This window comes from Aliivibrio wodanis (assembly GCF_052920805.1).
Map to the genome: position 1 here is coordinate 1217027 of NZ_JBREXA010000001.1, position 18763 is coordinate 1235789.

An 18763-nucleotide genomic window follows, 5' to 3' on the forward strand; every position below is an offset into this window, starting at 1 on the left:
ATCAAGTTATTGCCTATATCGCATCCAAGGATCTGCATGTATTTTTATCAAGCAATCATAACGACCGCGCTAACCTGCGCCTCTTTAACCAGCGTTAGCGCACAGGCCTCACAAAAGATCTCATCTTTGATGATAGAAACCCGCCAACAAGATGGAGTCAGTTTCTACTACAGTATCGCCAACGGCATGACACTAAATGGTGACATCACTATTGTCAGAGATAACCAAGGTTACACCGTAGGCCAATTTTCCCAAGGCGTGCCGAATGGCCGTTGGCAGGTATTTTTGCCAAATAACCAAAAACTGCTTGATGGGCAATATGTGCAAGGTTACCAAGATGGTCAATGGCAGTTGTTTGATAACAGTGGCAACCTAAGTGAAAAGCAGCACTATCGTAAAGGTGTGCCTGATGGGGATTGGGAACAATACAATTATCAAGGTACTGTCGATCAAACAACCTTCTATAAAAATGGGCAAAAAGTAAAAGTAGAACGATTTTTTAGCAGTGGTAAACGACAAGCGCTAGAAACCTATCGGGATAATCTTCGCCACGGCGTGTGGGAAACCTACCATGAAAACGGTATGGTTTCCTTACGCCAAGAGTACGCCAATAACCACCTTTCAGGCCGTTACCTCGAGCAAAATAGTGCAGGGCAAATTATCGTTGAAGGTGAGTACAATACCCAAGGTGAACGACAAGGCACTTGGCGAAACTTCTATGACGACGGCACTCTCAATAGTGAAATGCATTTTGAAGCGGGCGTACACAATGGCAAAGTGCTAACTTACTACCCTAGTGGACAACTTGCCCAACAGGCAACCTATAAGTACAACCACCTTGATGGCGAATCGTTACGCTATCATGAAAATGGTAACCTCTATAAAAAAGAGTACTACCAAGAGGGAGAGTTTGATGGTCCACAAGTTATCTATAATGCGGATCAAGTGATTATCGCTGAGAGCAATTTCAAACGGGGTAAACTAGCTGGTGAACAGAAGTTCTATTTTGATGACGGTAAGCTTAAACAGCTGACCAATTACCACGCCACCATACTGGCAGATAACGGTCAATATTCACTACATGGCAATCAAGAGCAGTATGACTCTGAAGGTCGATTGGTTGAAAAAGGCAATTTTAAACAAGGCGTTAAAGATGGTTTGTTTACACGCTATCGCCAAGGTGAAATGGAAAATGAGGAAAACTGGCTCGCGGGTGAACGTAACGGCAAGCAAACTCGCTATTACGCGACCGATAAACTGCGTAGCATTAATTATTACGAACACGGCAAACAGACTGGACGATCTGAAAGCTATTTTGCAGACGGTACGCTAAAAGAGCGTGGTACGCGTCTCAATAGTGCTTGGGTAGGTAAATATGAATCTTTCTATAAAACAGGCTCACCACGTGAAGTGATTCACTATGCTTCGACTGCCGATGAGAACAGTTATCAAGCGAAATATCATGGTAGCTACGCTCGTTGGCTTGGTAACGGAGATCCAAGTGAAACCGGTGAATACATCGAAGGCAAAAAAGCTGGCGAATGGCTATCGTACAATCAAGGCGTTGTTACGCGTAAAAGAACTTACCTAGACGGCAAGTTAAATGGAGAATACGCCGAGTATTATAACGGTCGTCGCCGTGTGACAGGTCTATATCAAGACAATATGAAAACCGGCGTGTGGACGGGCTATCGTTACCAAGAAAGTGACCCAACTTTTGGTACCATCGCAGAAGGTAATATCCTTCATATCAGTGAATATACCAACAATAAGTTACACGGCAAGCGTGAGTTCTTTGATTTTAAACAGATACGTTATCGCAGTGAAAGTTACGTAGAAGGCGTTCAAACAGGGCCTTACGCGGAATACTATGTCACCAATGGTCAATTAAAACGCCAAGGTGAAATGATTAAAAATGTACAAACAGGCCTGTGGCAAGGTTGGTTTGAGGATGGCATGCAATCATTTAGTAATGAATTATTAGCGGGCCAGCAGCATGGTGAACATCGTGAATACTACACTAACGGCCAACTCAAACAGCAAGCTCAGTTTGAGAAAGGTAAACTTAATGGCCTGCTTACTCAGTATTACCAAACTGGTAAACAAGAGTTCCAAGAGCAATGGTTAAAAGGACAAAAAGAAGGCGAAGCGAGCTACTTTCATACCAACGGAAAACTGACAGAGAAAGGCAGTTATCTACGTGGGCGTAAAGAAGGGCTTTGGCTCAACTATTGGTCGAATGGTGAAAAACGCAGTGAAGGCAGTTACATCAGTAACCGACAATCTGGTGACTGGGTTTATTATGATCAATTCGGTAAATTAATCAAAACCGAGCATCACTAAAATTTATTGAACGCTTTGGAGAACCAAGCACACCAGAATAATTAGTGAATTTACCTTCTGTTATTGACAGTAATGGTACATGATACAGCTGAAAAGGAGCTGTAGTCTCTCATTTTACGGTGGAGTTGTTCGGTGTGACGTACTAAATAGTATGTATTTCTGGGCGTTTATTTAATTTAAATTATCTCTGGGTACCAATCAATGCAAAAACATAACGTAAAATTTATCGCTACCGATATGGATGGCACGCTACTTAATGAATATAGCCAATTAGACCCACGTTTTTTTGATCTATATAAGCAATTAGAAGACAAAGACATCATGTTTGCTGCCGCTTCTGGACGTCAATATTACAGCTTGTTAGAAACGTTTAAGCCAGTGAAAGATAGCATGATGTTCATTGCTGAAAACGGCACGTTAGTGATGCATCAAGGTAAAGAACTATACAGTTGCTCGATGGACACACCGTCGATAATTAACATTATTCAAACAGCACGTTCAATCGAAGGCACGCAGATTGTACTTTGCGGAAAAAACTCAGCCTACATCGAAACCCAAGATCCAAAAGCGTTGGCTGAATTTTCAAAATATTACCAACGTTGCCAATATGTAGAAGATCTTCTTGCGGTTGATGATGAATTTATCAAAGTCGCAATTTGTCATTTTGATGGAACAGAAGAGTTTGTCTATCCTACCATTAATGCTAAATTTGGAGAAACTCATCAAGTGGTGGTTAGTGCTAAAATTTGGTTAGATATAATGAATGCAGAAGCCTCAAAAGGTGCGGCGATTAAACATCTACAAAACACACTTGGCTTTAGTTTTGAAGAAACAATGAGCTTTGGTGATTACTTGAATGATTTAGAAATGTTGCAAGAGAGCTACTACTCTTATGCGATGGAAAATGCGCATCAACAAGTAAAAGAGACAGCCCGCTTTATGGCACCAAGTAACAAAGACGCTGGCGTGTTTACAGTGATTAAAGAGAAAGTACTGTAAGTTTATGCATTAGTAGCAGAGTGAGGCAGGTTACAGACTGCCTTAACGTAGCCTTTGAAGAGCAAATTGATATATGACTCTAATGAATGATGAAGTAACGACTGAATTAATGTTTGATTTATAAAAATTATGATAATTTGAGTTACTTCCTAAATTAATGGTGTAACTGTGGCTCAGACTCAAATGGCAATATCTAGTTATCTTGGTTGGTTGTTCTTGTTAGCTATTTCCTATCCATTCTTACTTGTCTTCATTAGCATCGCTACTTATGAATCCATTCGAGGTAAAGTTACTTTTTGGTTCAATATCATATGTGCCTTACTGGCGATGATTCTTCTGTTTTTGCATATGAATATAGAAATTGTATATGGAAAAGAGCTACTTGATGCTTGGTATAATAATAACTCTGAATAATCTTAATTTTAGTAATTACCTGTTCATTCATTTATTCACTAATGATGTTGGGGAGCTTTTAAACGGTAAACGTATATCGATTATTGTTACGATCTAGCAATTACTTAGGAAAGTAAAACAAAAATATAAAGTTCAATTAACTGCACAAGAACGCAATATGATGGTTCTGAACTGCGTGCCATAATTACTAAAATTAATTATGGCACGTTGTAAGTTTGGTTGAATTTTTTGCGGTTATTACTAAGTCACAATCTGCATAGCTAACCATACAGCCATTAAAGCTGGCTTTTTCTCGCCTTCGATTTCAACGATAATTTCTGTTTTGAATATATATTGACCGGGGTTCTTTTCTTCTACTTCAAGTAATTTCGCATGAACTCGAATACGGCTATTTACTTTTACAGGATGAACAAAGCGCACTTTATCAAATCCATAATTGATACCAATTTTGGCGCCCTCTAAAAGATACCCAAAGCTCTCGGCAAAATATGGGAGCATTGATAATGACAATAAACCATGCGCAATCGTCGACCCAAACATTGTGTTTTGCGCTTTAACTGGATCCGTATGGATAAATTGATGGTCTAAGGTACAGTCTGCAAATTGGTTAATTTGCTCTTGTTTTACAACAAACCAATCTGTTGGTTCAATGTCTACACCAATATACTGATTAATGGCATCCTTCGAGATAATTTTCATAGTTACTTTCTTATTTAAATTTGAATTTTTTATCCTCGATCGTATCACATAAGTCTTTAATGGTTAATAAAAACAGTATTGATAGGTTTAGCTTTAACTTAGCTAAAACTTTGTGATAGAGCCAAGGTTATGCTTTAAACTGTCCTAATAAACCACTAACTTCTGTCCCTAATTGGTTAAGGTGCTCAGCAGATTGAGTCGTTTCTATCGATTGTTCTAATGTATTATCTGAAATATCGGACATGGTATTCACGTTGATACTTACTTCGTCGGCTGCAATAGCTTGTTCGCCTGCTGCACTTGATATATGGCCGATAGAATCATTTATCTGTTCAATAAAGCCATCAATGGACATAAGTACCTTTTCTGCAGAGCTTACTTGTGCAGCTGTCTCTTCAGTGCTTGATCTGCTTTTTGTCATTGCTTGGCTCGCGCTTTCTGAACGTTGCTGCAAACTGACAATAATATTTTGTATTTCTTCAGTAGACTCTTGCGTTCGGGATGCAAGAGAACGAACTTCGTCAGCGACAACAGCAAACCCGCGTCCTTGCTCCCCGGCTCTTGCTGCCTCAATCGCTGCGTTAAGAGCCAGTAAGTTAGTTTGCTCTGCTATGCTACGAATAACGTCTAATACAGTACCAATCTCTTCACTGTCTGAGCGTAATAGCTCTACGGTGTCACTGGCGTCTGATATTTGTAGTGAAAGATGCTCCATTGATTTGGTGGCATCAACGACAACTTGAGTTCCCTTATTTGCCGCGTCTGCTGTAGATTGTGAAAGCTCCGATGCTTGTAGTGCACTATTGCTTACTTCTTGTGCGCTGGCTGACATTTGTGTCATAGCTGATGCCGCTAATTGTGCTTGTGCTTGCTGCTCGCGTACCTCTTCTTGAGTACTATTTGCTTTATTGGTGAGAGTTTGTGCAGAAGATAGCATGCTATTTGAAACCGTATTAAGCTTTGATATTGTGCCTTGTAGCTTGTCGGCAAAGGTATTGTAATTATGCGCAAGTAATGCCAATTCATCAGTCCCTGTTTCTGGGATGCGTATTGTCAGGTCACCTTCGCCTTGAGCAATATCTGCGAGCACATCATTAGTACTTATCAGTTTGGATACAATGGCTTTAGTCACGATAAATGAAACCAAAACCCCTAAGCTGACGGCTGCGGCTGCCATCATAAATAGTATAGAGATTGAAGAGTCGGTATTTTCTTGTGCTGTTATTGCCGCTTCTTTCATTGAGTCACTGATCGAAGCTCGTAATGTCGCAATAGACTGTGCTATTTGAGGTCCGATATTATCTAAGGTTTTAATTCCATCATTACGGTTATAAATGATGGAAACAATGTTATTTGAGGCTTGTTTATACTGTTCTAAATATTCTTTTGCTTCGGTAGTTAAACGACGTCGTCCAGGGTTTTCAAGGGTGTCTAATAATATGTCTAATTCTTTTTTTGCAGAGCTAAATTCTTGATTAAAGCGCTCGACCTGTGCTTGTTGGTTTTCAACTAAAAATTTAGAAACATAAAGACGAGATAAGAGCAGAGCACGCACTGCACGACCGGCATGGTAGGCCGCTATAACGTCACCATCTTTTTTGGCCGACTTCATTACCTGAGTGAGTTTCCGTTCGATTTCTGGGCCATTAACATTTAATGTGCCTTTTACAATATCATTTCGATTACGCATATTTGAAATAACAATATTAGTAAAGGTTTGTAGATATTGCGTTTTCATACTGTCGATAGATTTAAGGATCTGCACTCGTTGTGGCGTTTGAATGTCTTGATAAGCTTGAGACATCTTGCCTTTCCATTGACTGGCTTGTTGGTTAAAAGTAGTAATAAATTGCTCATCACCAGTTTTGATGTAATTTTTTACAGTGAGGCGTAAACCATAAACGGCATCAGTTAACTCTGCGGCTAATTCAGTATCCGGGGCTAAATCAAATGATATTTTTTTCATATCATTTGATAGATTATTTAATAAATTTGAACTAACAAATGAAATCACAATAAGAATAATAATTAATACAGTTGGCGATATGGACAACTTTTTAGCAATTGAAATATTATCGAGCCCCATGACTTACTCCGTTAATGAACTTTTAGATAGTTATTATTAATAAGCGTAGTCAAGTGCTGATAATTTTCTCAATTATATTGATATAAACATCAAATAGATTACGTGTTAAAGTAAATCAATCTATTTTAGGTTGAATATAATGCATTACGCAGCAATCGACTCACCTCTCGCCATTCTTTTCACCAATACCGCTCTTACATTGTCGTATACCCAGTTAAAGGTGAATGCGTAAATGGTGATAAAGATAGTCACGCCAATATCCATCACAGGTACAGTAACGAACAATAACCCTAATTCAAACAATACAACGTGGAAGATACGTAATGAAAGGGTGCGTTGTGTTTTTTCTCCAGTGAAAAATTGATCGAAAATCCAGTTATAAATAAAATTCCAGATCATAGCGATAGTAGCAACAACTATCATCGTTCCTGATAGAGAACTAACATCGTGATGGGTAAAAATAGCTAATCCAATGATAGACAGTGATACAGCCAATACTTCAAATAATACAGCGTGGAAAATACGTTCAGTTGTTTTCATAGCGATGACTCTTAATGATTATTGATATATTTAAAAATAATGAATCAGCGATTATAGAGTTCGAATAAAAGAGATAAAGTTAACAGCCATCACAAATCGTGATAGCTTGGGCGCTTAAACTATTTATCGGGTTAATGCCATGTACAGTTTTGAGCAATTAAAAATCTTTGTCACCGTGTGTGAGTGCGGTTCTTTCTCCGCAGCAGCTCGTCAATTAAAGCGTGCTCAATCAGGTGTGAGTCAGGCTATTGCTAATTTAGAGATCTCTATTAACCAAGAGCTGTTTAACCGTGATAAGAATACGCCAGTTCTGACAGAGAAAGGCAGAGCGTTATTGCCGATTGCTCAATCTATTTTGCATCAACAAAAATACTTTGACCAAAAAGTAGAGTCGTTAGAAAGAGAACACGAATATGAGTTAGTCATCGCCATTGATGAGAGCTTAATGAACGATGATGTATTGCAAATATTGGTGGCATTGGCAGATAAATTTCCTGTGACGGATTTTGAGATCATCACAACTTCAACCTTTGATATTGAAGAGTTAGTAAAAAAAGGCAAAGCTCAAGTAGGTATTGTCTATGCAGATGGTGAGCTAAAAGTAAATATGGATTTCTTCACGTTAGGCCATGTGCGCTTTCTGACTGTTGTGTCTCCAGAGCATGAGTTAGCCAGTTTATCTGTTGTGAATGATGCAGCATTGAAAGGGCATAGACAGCTAGTTCATCGCAGTTCAAAGCGTAAAGAGTTGTGGTTCAGTTATGGAATAAGCTCAAAGTTGTGGTACGCCAATACTCATCAAACCTTGATGGATCTTGCTTGTAAAGGAGTGGGGTGGACGATAGTACCAGAGCATAGTGTTGCGCGCTTGCTAGAGCAGAATAAACTTGTGGCATTGCCGATTGCACATGAATTTGATGGTTGGTTTACCCCTATGGGTTGCTTGGTATCGCGTAGTCATGTTTTTGGCCCTGTATTAGAAGGGTTATTATCCTCTTTACAGGCGATTAGCCAAAAAAAACCGCTAGCTAATCACTAACGATTTATTATTTATTTACACTGTAAAACGGAACTAAGCGACTTGTTCAGTTTTTACTTGTGTGGTGGCTGTATTTTCACAAAACTCGTGGTGCAGCGCTCGAATAGCGTTTTGATAGTCTTGATCACTTACTACAAATTGTACGTTTACGTTACGCATAGATGCATGCAGAGCAACAGGAGTGACGTCATTATTCATTAATGATAAAACCCCTTTTGCTAGTGCTTTGTTAGTATCAATCTGAGAGCCAATCACCGAAATTAATGCCACCATACGACCTTTAATAGAGGCGTTTGGATAGCGTTTTTCTGCTTTGTATAACAACTTATTCAGGTTTTCAGTGCTACCGCCAAGATAATAAGTAATTGAATTTGCATTCATTTCTTTACCAATTAAACTAACTTGTGCGTCGGAGATAATTTCCATTAACTCATAGCCGACGTTATCCACTTGGCCTACCATTGCTTGATCAAAAAGATGTAAGGCAAATACTTTTTCTTTACCTGCAATGATCTCAACTTTATTGGTTTCTGGTTGGTAATCTGACGAGATTAATGTGCCTTTGTGTTCTGGCTCAAAAGTATTTTTAATCTGGATTTCAATGTCGCTTTCACGAAGCCCTGCCGCAGCATTAGGGTGAATGGCTTCCATTCCTAAGCTTGCTAGTTGGTCAGCAACATCGTAATTGGTGCGTCCAATCGGGAATACTTTATCTGTGCCTACAACACGGGGATCAGCCGAGCTTAAGTGATATTCTTTATGGATAATCGCTAAATCAGCATTGGTAAGTGAAGCGATGCGACTAAAGGTCATTTCACTGTAACCACGATCGTATGTACCCATTAAGCCTTCTTTGCAATATGCATAGCCTGTAACAATCGGCAGCTCTGTGGTGACATCTATATCTTTAAATACATCAGTAATAGTTTCATCTAATGTTCTCGGAGTTTGGTTGTCCCAACCAGAGAGATCGATGAACTTCGCGTTAATTCCAACGGCTTTTAGCTTTAATGCCGTGTTAAAGGCGCTGTGCGCTTCACCAATAGAAGAAAGGAATTCACGAACTTGAGGTAAATAACGACGTAATGAAAACTGACCGTATTGACAGGTTTCAAGAATATTAGAAATACAAGTTTTGGCTTCATCAATTCGTGAGCAAATGAATTTATCAGCTCTCAAACGATTTAAAGGATCAATAAATAGGTGTTCATTAGTTAATAGCATACGATTTTTCACATACTCTAACGCTTCATCCCAGCTATCATCACGCTTAGCGATAAGCTTATAAACACCTGGTTTGCCTGTTTTCTTACACTCAAGTAATGAATCGGTAATGCCACCATAGGCAGATACAACAAAAACACGGTTATATGGATTTTGAGGTCGAAGAAAGATGTTGTCTAAAACTGCGTCAAACGCAGTCATAGAAGTACCGCCGATTTTTTCTACGGTATAAGTCATGAAGAAGTCCTTTTTGACTTTAAAGAGAGTATCAACTTGGATCTTTATGGATCCAAGTTGATATTTATACCATCCTAAATAAATACTAAGGGGATTTAGTGTTTAATCTAAGATAGGGTAAACGCCGTTTTTATCATGAACTTCAGCACCAGTGATCGGTGGATTGAAGACACACGCCATGACCATTTCTTTATCTTTATAAGCACGTAAGAAGTGTTCGTCATGCTTATCAAGAATATACAAAGTACCTGGTTTTATTGGGTAGGTTTCGCCGCCAATAACTTCGATTTCGCCTTCGCCACTCATACAATATACCGACTCTAAGTGGTTCTTGTAGTGAATGTGAGTTTCTGTGTTTTCATAAATAGTCGTAATGTGGAAAGAGAAACCCATGTTGTCATTTTTCAACAACATTCTTACGCTTTCCCATGTTTCTGATACTACGCGTCGTTCGCTATCACGACATTCGTCTAGTGTTCTAACAATCATTGTTTCGTCCCTGATTAAGATGCTTTTTTGAAGTGTTTTTCTGCAATATTATCAATTGCGTTTTCAAAGATGGTTAGGCCTGCTTCTAACTCTGACTCTGTGATCGTCAGTGGGCAGAAGAATTTAACAACTTCATCAGATGGACCTGCAGTTTCAATGATCATGCCGTTTTTAAAACAATCTTTAGCTATATCACTTGAGATAATGCCGTCTTTACACTCAATACCAATCATCATGCCACGGCCTTTTTGCTGAACAAACAGCTTAGGGTAGCGTTTTACGGCACGAAGAATGACATCACTGACTTTTTGAGAGATCTGTTTAATATGATCTTCAAAGTTAGAATTTGACCAGTAGATCTCAAGTGCTTTTGCTGCAGTAACGAAAGCATGATTGTTACCACGGAAAGTTCCGTTATGCTCTCCCGGTTTCCATTCATCTAATTCAGGTTTTAGTAATACAATCGCCATTGGTAAGCCATAGCCACCAATTGATTTAGATAGCGTAACCATATCTGGTTTAATACCTGATGGTTCAAAACTGAAGAATGTACCAGTACGACCACAACCTGCTTGGATATCATCAACAATCATAAGAATGTCGTTAGCTTTACAGATTTTGCTTAGACGTTGTAGCCATTCGTTCGATGCGACGTTTAGTCCACCTTCACCTTGCACAGTTTCTAGAAGTACAGCGGCGGGTTTATCTAAGCCGCTTGAGTTATCAGATAGCATGGTTTCAAACAAGTTAAGTCCATCGATATCCGCATAGCCTTCGAAAGGAATACGAGTAACGTTGTTTAAACTAAAACCTGCACCTTGGCGGTGATGTTGATTACCTGTCGCAGCTAATGCACCTGCTGTACAGCCGTGGAAGCCATTAGTGAAAGCGACAATGTTAGTGCGGTTAGTAACTTTACGTGCCAGTTTTAAAGCGGCCTCAACTGCATTGGTTCCGGTTGGACCGGTAAACTGAACCTTATAATCTAGATTTCTAGGTTCAAGAATATAGTTATTTAATGCATTCAAGAAAGTGGCTTTTGCGCTAGAGTGCATATCTAAGCCATGCGTAATACCATCTGTTTCGATGTATTCAAGTAAAGCTTGCTTTAAGACTGGGTTGTTGTGACCGTAGTTGAGTGATCCGGCTCCTGCAAGGAAGTCTAAGTAACGTTCGCCGCTTTCGGTTTCTAGCCAACATCCTTTTGCTTTTTGAAAGATAACTGGAAAACTGTTTGAGTATGAACGTACTTTTGATTCTTGCTTCTTGAAAATATTCATGATGAGTCCGTTTATGATTCCTATTTTATTTTAGAGCGATACGATACAAATATTCAGTATCGTGCTTGCCTTTGAAATGAGCTTCTTTGTCTAGAAACGTAATCACTTCGCCTCGGTCACCATGCTCGGCATCCAGCTTTTTAAATAGTGACCAAGAGGCGTCGTTGGCTTTGGTGATCGTCGTTTCTAAGAATTCTGTGTATTTGAGGTTTTTTCGCTGTAAAAGCTCATTTAGCATGGAGTAAGCTAAACCTTTACCTCGATAGCGGGGAGAGACTGCGACTTGCCAAATGAACAATGTTTTTGGGTCATCAGGCTTATGGTAACCAGAGATAAAGCCAGCAAGATTGCCGTCTTTCTCTGCTAAAACGCAGGTCTTACTGAAATGTGTAGATTGAAGGAAATTACAGTATGAAGAGTTGATATCAAGAGGGGGACACTCGGTGATCAATGCATAAACATCGTCACCGTCTGTCCTTGATGGTTCTCTAAATGTCCATTTTTTGCTGGGTTCAATATCCATGCTTGAACACAAGATTCTGGGCGCTGCAATAGTCATATGTAAATACATATCCTTTGTACTCTAATTAAATTCCTTGTCATTATGGGCATTTTTAGGGGGTGAAAAGCAAATTTATACTAAATAAAGAGCGATTGTTCCGTCAAAAATGAGAGCTGGTTTATAAAAATGATATATTTTACAAAAATAACTTAATGTAAGGTTGATTTATATTTTTATTTTGATATGTAAATGTGTTTTACCACTTAATTTCTTTGCCATAAATTAATTTAAGCCACTGTATTTAATCATTAGTTTTCATTTTCCTTGTTATTTTTACACATTAACTGGTATTTACGCGCTAGGTAATGGTCTTTATTACTGGTGCACGTTCAAATATTAAGCAGAGAGCTCCTCCAATTGTGTAGGCAACGAGATCCATCCAGTCGAATGTAGACCCCAATATAATACGTAAAATAGAGTGGTGTTCTAACCCTAGTAGTTTCAATATACTAAGGTACTGAAAGGCTTCAATGACAAATGAAATGCTGACAACGATGAAGGAAAGCTTTATTGGAGCGAGGTTAAGTACGCTGCTCATAAGGTAATAAAGCCACACGACTACAAGTACATCACCTAGGAATGGACGAATAAACGAGTCTTGAATAAATAGAGCGATTATAATTAGAGTACTAAGTATTATTGTGCTAATAAATAAGCGTTTTATTGATATGTGGAAAATAGAGTCGCCTTGACGACTCTTAGCTAGAAATAAGTAATTACTCATCATGCGTTTCTTTTATGTCTGAAGTGCTTTCTTCTGTTATGTTGATGCTAGCGCTTCGTTCATACCAATTGATGTGCCTAGTAAATATCATTACTACGCTTAATACGATAAAGCATAGCAAAGTTCCCATAAGTAATGCGTAACTGTCTGCTTGAAGTAGGCCAAATAATAATCCATACAGAGTGAGTAAACTGACACCAAATATAGCGCCATGTTTTTTGTTATTTAGCATTCCACCAACATAGAGGCAAAGCAATCCTGTTGAAGCGATAGTTGAGAATATGTAGGCCCAGTTAAATCCAATATGTTCGCTAAAAGAGATCAGTAATAAGTAAAATAAAGCCAGAGCTAAGCCAACAAAACCGTATTGAACAGGATGTATAGGGCGCGCTTGAAACAGTTCTAACAAGAAAAAACAAGCAAAGATTAGGGTGATAACGAGTAATGAGTAATTTATAGAACGATGTGATTTTAGATAGTGATCAACGGGTTCTATTAGGTTTACTCCCATATGTTTCTCCTCTAATTGGTTACATTTAGATTGCATTGAAAGACAGCGTTCAAATAATTGGTTAATGTTGCTTGAGAAATTGTTAGTGCTCCATTGGGCGCTAAATCCAGAATCAGTAATTGTTGATGAGATTGGTAGATAATTTCCGATAAAACTTGGATGCGGCCAACTTGAAGATAACGCGACAGTAGTTTTCTGTCCTATAGGAAGAACTTGAAGCTTTCCCATTCCTTGCAGAAGAAAATTGAAATCAAAAGTGAGAGGCTTAGAGAAATTTGTAGTCTTGATATCTAGTGTGTGATGGAAGCCTTCTGTATATTGATCTACTCCTGTCCCTGGTTGAATATTTACAGGATTACCATTAATAGATATAGCATTAAAATCAATAAGACCTCGATTGTCGCTAATGGCAACGACGAGGCTTATTTTACTGATATTCTCTTTGTTCAATTTATCTAACGCTGATAAGGTAAATTGTCCTGTTAACGCTGTTTTTGCGTTGTATAGGTGAGCTTTGTATATTCCTCTGTATTTTTCAAAGCTATCAAGGTGAGATGTTAGGTTAAATAGGTCGGGTAAAAGGAAAGCCTCACGCTGAGCTATATATGTTTTTTCAGTGTTATTAACTATTTCTGTATAATCGATTTTAATAAAGGGGCCAATAATCTGCTGTTGATTACTACTGCTTCGTGCAATGTCTGCTAGAACCTCTTGTTGGCGATCTGTTCGTTCAGAAATCAAATCTTCAACCATAGATAATGGGATTTGTAATAGTAGAAATAAAAACAGCACAAAACCGAATTTCATGCCGAGTTGATTATTTAGGATGTTTTTCATTATTGATCTCCAATTAACTGATGCTTATAAGATAAAGCTGTTATTTGGAGAACAAATGAAGGTTATATGGAGTTTTTGTGGAGTTGAGCTTTTTATGGCGTTGAGAGCGTTATGATCTTGGTAGCTTAAGTGCTACTTTTACGCCATTATTTCCAGTTAAGACATTTTCAATGGTAAGCGATCCATTATGTAACTTTACAATCTGTTCAACGAAATTAAGCCCTAAACCTGTACTTTTAGCACCATTTTTTCTTGGTAATGAATAGAAACGCTCAGTTAATCTACCCATTGCATATTCCGGAATTTGAACACCATGATTAAAGATTGAGAAGGTGATGTGATCTTTAGAGGTTAATACTTTCCATTGGATTTCCCCTTCTATGAAAACAAAATCGAGAGCATTATCCATTACATTAAACAAAGCTTGTTTTAGTAAGAATTCATCTCCCCATACCTCGGTATGATTATCGACGGTGAGAGAGCAGGTGACTGATTTTTGGCTTAAGCGAGCATCTGAGGCTTGAATAACCTCTTCTAACATAGCTTTACTATTAAGTAGTTTAATATTTTCAAGCTGAGGACGTTTTTCTAATCGTGCTAGCTCTAATAACTTGTCAATTAAGGATTGCATTCGATCACTTTCACGTTCTATATTGCTTGCAAAGCGTGTGATTTTTTCACTAGGTAATGGCATTTGTAATATCTCACTGGCTCCCTTAATTGCAGAGATGGGACTTTTTAATTCATGAGTAAGAGTTGCAACATAGTCTTCAACGTATTGCTTGCCATCGAGTTGATTTCGCATGTTTTCTAGTGCGTTGCTAAGTGTTCTGTATTCATAAAAAATTCTAAATGTAGGCTTACTAACTTTTTCTCCTCGGCCCATTTTTTCTGCGTAATTCTCTAATTTACTGAGAGCTGAATTAATGCGCCAAGCAATTAAAGCCCCTGCTAACAATACTAACCCACTCATCCATACCATCCAAAACATCACGTTACGTTTAGATATGTCGATAAATGGCTGAACTGAACGATTCGCTTTTGCCACGGTAACGGTACCGATGATTTCTTTTTGATAGTAAATGGGTGCTGCGACATACATTATAGTCGAGAGTGAGTCGCTTGGGTCTTCTATAGTACTACGAGCTCCATATTTCCCTTGCAGAGTTAAATAAACATCGTTCCATTGTGAATAGTCTTCACCAATGTTTTCTTGCCAAGAATCAGCAACGACGATGCCATTTTTATCTGTGATATAAATACGGTGATTAATTGTTTTTTTTCCTATTTCCCAGATACGAGCCTCTGGCTCTCGCTTATCGTAAGCGGTGAGTAATTTCGAGAACTGGCCTTGTTTTATCTCACTATGGGTAAGGTCTTTTTCTACTAATACGGCAAGCAAATTTGCCATGTCGACTAGTATTTCTTCACTGACTTGGCGTACTGTAGGTTTCAGTTCCTGAATAACGGTTTTACTAACAACATAAGCGGTCATTCCAACCAATATAAAGTAAAGAAAGAACAGTCGTATTCCAAGTGGGATTTTTGGCCATTGACTCATTCTTGTACCTTTGTGCAATAGTAATAACCAAAACCACGTTTAGTATAAATACGCTCAGATATACCAAAAGGCTTAAGTTTGCTGCGAATGGCTTTTATGTGTGAGTCAATATTTCGCTCGTAAACTGCATCTGGAGCCATGTCGGCAGAGATCATTAATTGTTCACGACTTAGAATATTGGAAGAGACTTGGATTAATTTATCCAGAATTTTAAACTCTACAGCAGTTAAACTCAGAGGCTGGCTATTGAAGTAATAATCAAAGTTTTTAGCATATAAATTATTATTGTTAATAATTTCAGGTGTTGGAGATGAGGGTAGTACTGGTCGAGATTTTATACGAAGTTTAATTCTAGCAAGCATTTCTCGTGGACTAAAAGGTTTAGTGACATAGTCATCTGCGCCAATTTCTAATCCAACAACACGATCAAGTTCATCATTGCGAGCAGTAAGGAAAATAATGGGTATCATAGAGAACTCTCGGATAGTTTTACACAGTTCAAATCCATTACCATCAGGTAGGCCGACATCTAAGACAAGCAAATCGGGTTCGTACTCTTTAAGGAAAGCTAATCCTTCTCCTGCTGTTGGAAACCAGTTTACTTCGTAACCATCCATTTCTAATACATGAATGAGATTTTCAGCAATGGTAAACTCGTCTTCAATGATTAAAATAGCCAAAATTATGTGATCCTTTAAGTTAATTCAGTCGGCGTACTTGCTAACTTGAGATTCCCCCCATTTTTCTGTAATTACGATTTATAGATGGGGGGAGTTTTATTTAAATAGTTGCGACCATTTTTTGTAGTAACCGAATGATTTCTTTTTGTTCATTTAGCTCTAATGAACTTAGCATCTGCTTATTAACCGAAATAGGTATCGGTAATAGTGTTTCTTTTAATGCTTGACCTTTGGCTGTAAGATAAATTCGAAATGAACGACGACTATTAGGATCTGCTTGTCGCTCAACAAGTCCTAATTTCTCTAATTTATCTAATGTACGAGTTGTAGTGGAGTTTTCGACTTTTGATTTTTCAGATATATCACGTTGCGTAACACCTTCTTCTTCCCATAAACACATCATGGTTGGCCATAAAGCTACAGTTAACCCGTGTTGTTTTAGTTCTGCTTCAAAGGATTTTGAGGCTTTATTAGCTACTACATTTACCATCCAACCGAAGCTGCTTTGACGATCAAATTCTTCTTTCATCTACTTATACCTATGATGTTGCAACTATTGCAATAGTAACTAATCCCGTAGCAACAAGCACCAATAAAGCGCGTTTATTAGAGGCAAATACGATATTTGAATATGATTGATCGTATGACTCCTTTTTTTGTACTCCGGTGATCATTGCCCATACAAGAGGCTTTGAACGTAGTTTGTAAACTAAAATAGCGAATAGGTGGAAACCAACGAGAGCAGGAAGTAATCGAGCACAAATACCATGAATAATAACTACCGCATCAAATACATCATCATTAAGTATGCCCTCTGCATAAGGAATATGATCAAACATTCCCGCAAGAATTAACCCTGATATACACTGAATAAATAAAGTAATGATCATTGATATTACCATCCAAGATCCTGCTGGGTTATGTCCTGCTTTTGATGGCTCTTTTCCTAATAGATAACGAATAGTACGTTTAGGGGAAGAGATGAAGTGCTTAAAACGGCTTGTATCACTTCCGACAATTCCCCAAACAATACGCCACATAATCAGAATAAAAAGAGCTAAGCCTAAATAAATATGTGGACCTTCACCATTGAACCCTGTTGCGGCTAATCCAATAAAAAGTATAGCTTGAAGCCAATGATATAAACGTGTTGGTAAATCCCAAATCTTCATATTTTGTTTCCTGATAGTTGATAGATTAAGTATCTAGGAAATAATTTACACAACAACCGTTGCATATGCAACAGTTGTTGTGTAAATTAAACCCAACTTAAAGCGAATCAGAATTAAATCGAGAGGAATAATGGACAAATTAATACTTAGCTTATGCGTTTTATTACCTAGTATTGCACTTGCACAAACAGCACCTGAATTGATTGATGCAAGACAGAGAGCGTTTTCATTAATTGAAAAGCAATCAGAACACATAGAGGGAATGATTGATGAAGAAGCACCTAATTGGAGAGAAATTGAAGTGATCAGTCATGAATTAGTTATGCATAGTCAATTATTGAAAACGGCTTTTTCAGAAGGAAGCCAAGAAGGAAGTAAAGCTAAAAAGGCTGTTTGGGATAAACCCGAAAAATTCAATCTGCTACTGAATGAGATGGATTCTGGCTTTGTTCAATTATACAAAGCAAGCCAGCAACAAAATCAAGAATTAGCCGAGAATAGTTTAGAACAAGCGCAAGATACATGTAACGGGTGCCATCGAAGCTACCGTTCACGTTTCTAAGTTAAAGTCTCATTACAACAACATAAAATTATTAAATTAGAGAGAATAAAGTCATGAAAAAATTAATCACCTCAACATTACTGATCACATCAATATTGGGTTTTACAGCAACTGTGCAAGCGGCAGATTATGGTGTTGCTCTTAATTGGAACACCACTGATGCAGAAAAAGTATTGGATATGATGAGTGAGCAGCGCTCTGCATTTAGTGAGCTAATTAAGTCAAAAGAAGTTAAAGATATGTTTTTAGTTGAAAGTGACATTGATGGTAAGCCTATGGGGATTTTACGTTTTGTTATTCAAGCGGATAGTGAAAAAGACGTAAAAGATAAATTATCAGGCCTTCCATTTTACAAAGAAAAGCTAGTAAGTATTGATAATATTAAGCCATTAGGTGAAAAGTGGTTAGATAATACACCGATGAATAAGAACTATGCATTGATGTTTGAATGGAATGCAGATATTGATGTAATGGAAATGGATCGCGTGATTGGGATTGATTTACAGCGTGTGGTTACTTTGAATTCATCAGGGCTAGTGACGTCATCGTATATTAATACACAAACTGTGAAAGATGGTTCAACGCGTCCAACATACTCTGTCTCTATCATGGCAAAAGATGAAGTACATGCACGTGAACTAAGTCAGCAATTTGAAGCCGTTTCTCTTGGTTATGCAAAAGTGGATGTAATGTACTTAGGCCATAAAATTAATATGTCAGGCTTATAATCGTTAATGAAATTTGCTTTAAAAAAAAAGGTTGAAGATATCGCTATCTTCAACCTTTGTATTTATTGGTTTCTAT

At 38.0% G+C, this 18763-nt stretch carries 19 protein-coding genes; 6 read left to right on the top strand and 13 right to left on the bottom strand.

Annotated features, from left to right (window positions below; genetic code table 11):
• Positions 1-129: 129 nt before the first annotated feature.
• The 3 genes from ACU5DF_RS05515 (at position 130) to ACU5DF_RS05525 (ending at position 3756) form a co-directional block, all read left to right on the top strand.
• Complete coding sequence (locus ACU5DF_RS05515) at positions 130-2343, top strand: toxin-antitoxin system YwqK family antitoxin (RefSeq protein ID WP_446712484.1); 2214 nt, start codon at positions 130-132, stop codon at positions 2341-2343.
• 201 nt (positions 2344-2544) lie between these two features.
• Positions 2545-3342: a Cof-type HAD-IIB family hydrolase gene (locus ACU5DF_RS05520; RefSeq protein ID WP_446712110.1), complete on the top strand. Its 798-nt coding sequence runs from the start codon at positions 2545-2547 to the stop codon at positions 3340-3342.
• A 183-nt stretch (positions 3343-3525) separates the two neighbouring features.
• Entirely contained in the window at positions 3526-3756 is a 231-nt protein-coding gene (locus tag ACU5DF_RS05525; RefSeq protein ID WP_446712485.1) for a hypothetical protein, read from the top strand.
• Between the two features lie 240 nt (positions 3757-3996).
• Here the strand turns inward: ACU5DF_RS05525 and ACU5DF_RS05530 are convergent, their stop codons facing one another.
• The 3 genes from ACU5DF_RS05530 to ACU5DF_RS05540 all read right to left on the bottom strand — a co-directional run bounded on the left by ACU5DF_RS05530 (position 3997) and on the right by ACU5DF_RS05540 (position 7081).
• Positions 3997-4455 (bottom strand): MaoC family dehydratase, encoded by a 459-nt coding sequence (locus ACU5DF_RS05530; protein ID WP_446712111.1) that lies wholly within the window; start codon positions 4453-4455, stop codon positions 3997-3999.
• Between the two features lie 127 nt (positions 4456-4582).
• Positions 4583-6541, bottom strand: a complete 1959-nt coding sequence (locus ACU5DF_RS05535) for a methyl-accepting chemotaxis protein (RefSeq protein WP_045104467.1) — start codon at positions 6539-6541, stop codon at positions 4583-4585.
• Positions 6542-6685: 144 nt separating this feature from the next.
• Positions 6686-7081 (bottom strand): PACE efflux transporter, encoded by a 396-nt coding sequence (locus ACU5DF_RS05540; RefSeq protein ID WP_446712112.1) that lies wholly within the window; start codon positions 7079-7081, stop codon positions 6686-6688.
• Between the two features lie 139 nt (positions 7082-7220).
• On the opposite strand from ACU5DF_RS05540, the gene ACU5DF_RS05545 reads away from it, so the two are divergent.
• Positions 7221-8120: a LysR family transcriptional regulator gene (locus ACU5DF_RS05545; protein WP_446712113.1), complete on the top strand. Its 900-nt coding sequence runs from the start codon at positions 7221-7223 to the stop codon at positions 8118-8120.
• A 33-nt stretch (positions 8121-8153) separates the two neighbouring features.
• On the opposite strand, the gene ACU5DF_RS05550 is transcribed toward ACU5DF_RS05545, so the two are convergent.
• From ACU5DF_RS05550 to ACU5DF_RS05595, 10 genes are all read right to left on the bottom strand, one after another.
• Complete coding sequence (locus ACU5DF_RS05550) at positions 8154-9581, bottom strand: aspartate kinase (protein WP_446712114.1); 1428 nt, start codon at positions 9579-9581, stop codon at positions 8154-8156.
• 102 nt (positions 9582-9683) lie between these two features.
• A complete protein-coding gene (locus ACU5DF_RS05555) occupies positions 9684-10070 on the bottom strand; it encodes an ectoine synthase (protein ID WP_446712115.1) in 387 nt (128 codons plus the stop codon).
• A gap of 14 nt (positions 10071-10084) precedes the next feature.
• Positions 10085-11350: a diaminobutyrate--2-oxoglutarate transaminase gene (gene ectB, locus ACU5DF_RS05560; protein WP_446712116.1), complete on the bottom strand. Its 1266-nt coding sequence runs from the start codon at positions 11348-11350 to the stop codon at positions 10085-10087.
• A 25-nt stretch (positions 11351-11375) separates the two neighbouring features.
• Positions 11376-11909 carry a diaminobutyrate acetyltransferase gene (ectA, locus tag ACU5DF_RS05565; protein ID WP_446712117.1) on the bottom strand — a complete coding sequence of 178 codons (534 nt, stop codon included), beginning with the start codon at positions 11907-11909 and terminating at the stop codon, positions 11376-11378.
• A 301-nt stretch (positions 11910-12210) separates the two neighbouring features.
• Positions 12211-12639 carry a ribosomal maturation YjgA family protein gene (locus ACU5DF_RS05570; RefSeq protein WP_446712118.1) on the bottom strand — a complete coding sequence of 143 codons (429 nt, stop codon included), beginning with the start codon at positions 12637-12639 and terminating at the stop codon, positions 12211-12213.
• Complete coding sequence (creD, locus tag ACU5DF_RS05575) at positions 12629-13984, bottom strand: cell envelope integrity protein CreD (RefSeq protein ID WP_446712119.1); 1356 nt, start codon at positions 13982-13984, stop codon at positions 12629-12631. Before creD ends, ACU5DF_RS05570 begins: the two co-directional genes overlap by 11 nt.
• A gap of 109 nt (positions 13985-14093) precedes the next feature.
• Positions 14094-15545, bottom strand: coding sequence for a two-component system sensor histidine kinase CreC (gene creC / locus ACU5DF_RS05580; protein WP_446712120.1), 1452 nt, complete (start codon positions 15543-15545; stop codon positions 14094-14096).
• Positions 15542-16225 carry a response regulator gene (locus ACU5DF_RS05585; protein ID WP_446712121.1) on the bottom strand — a complete coding sequence of 228 codons (684 nt, stop codon included), beginning with the start codon at positions 16223-16225 and terminating at the stop codon, positions 15542-15544. Before ACU5DF_RS05585 ends, creC begins: the two co-directional genes overlap by 4 nt.
• 100 nt (positions 16226-16325) lie before the next feature.
• The gene (locus ACU5DF_RS05590) at positions 16326-16754 is read right to left on the bottom strand and encodes a MarR family winged helix-turn-helix transcriptional regulator (RefSeq protein WP_045104456.1); all 429 of its coding nucleotides are present in this window, start codon (positions 16752-16754) and stop codon (positions 16326-16328) included.
• A 10-nt stretch (positions 16755-16764) separates the two neighbouring features.
• Entirely contained in the window at positions 16765-17397 is a 633-nt protein-coding gene (locus tag ACU5DF_RS05595) for a cytochrome b/b6 domain-containing protein (RefSeq protein ID WP_446712122.1), read from the bottom strand.
• A 130-nt stretch (positions 17398-17527) separates the two neighbouring features.
• On the opposite strand from ACU5DF_RS05595, the gene ACU5DF_RS05600 reads away from it, so the two are divergent.
• Both ACU5DF_RS05600 and ACU5DF_RS05605 read left to right on the top strand, forming a co-directional pair.
• Complete coding sequence (locus tag ACU5DF_RS05600) at positions 17528-17959, top strand: c-type cytochrome (protein ID WP_045104454.1); 432 nt, start codon at positions 17528-17530, stop codon at positions 17957-17959.
• A gap of 53 nt (positions 17960-18012) precedes the next feature.
• Positions 18013-18687 (top strand): hypothetical protein, encoded by a 675-nt coding sequence (locus ACU5DF_RS05605; protein WP_045104453.1) that lies wholly within the window; start codon positions 18013-18015, stop codon positions 18685-18687.
• The last annotated feature ends 76 nt before the right edge of the window (positions 18688-18763 follow it).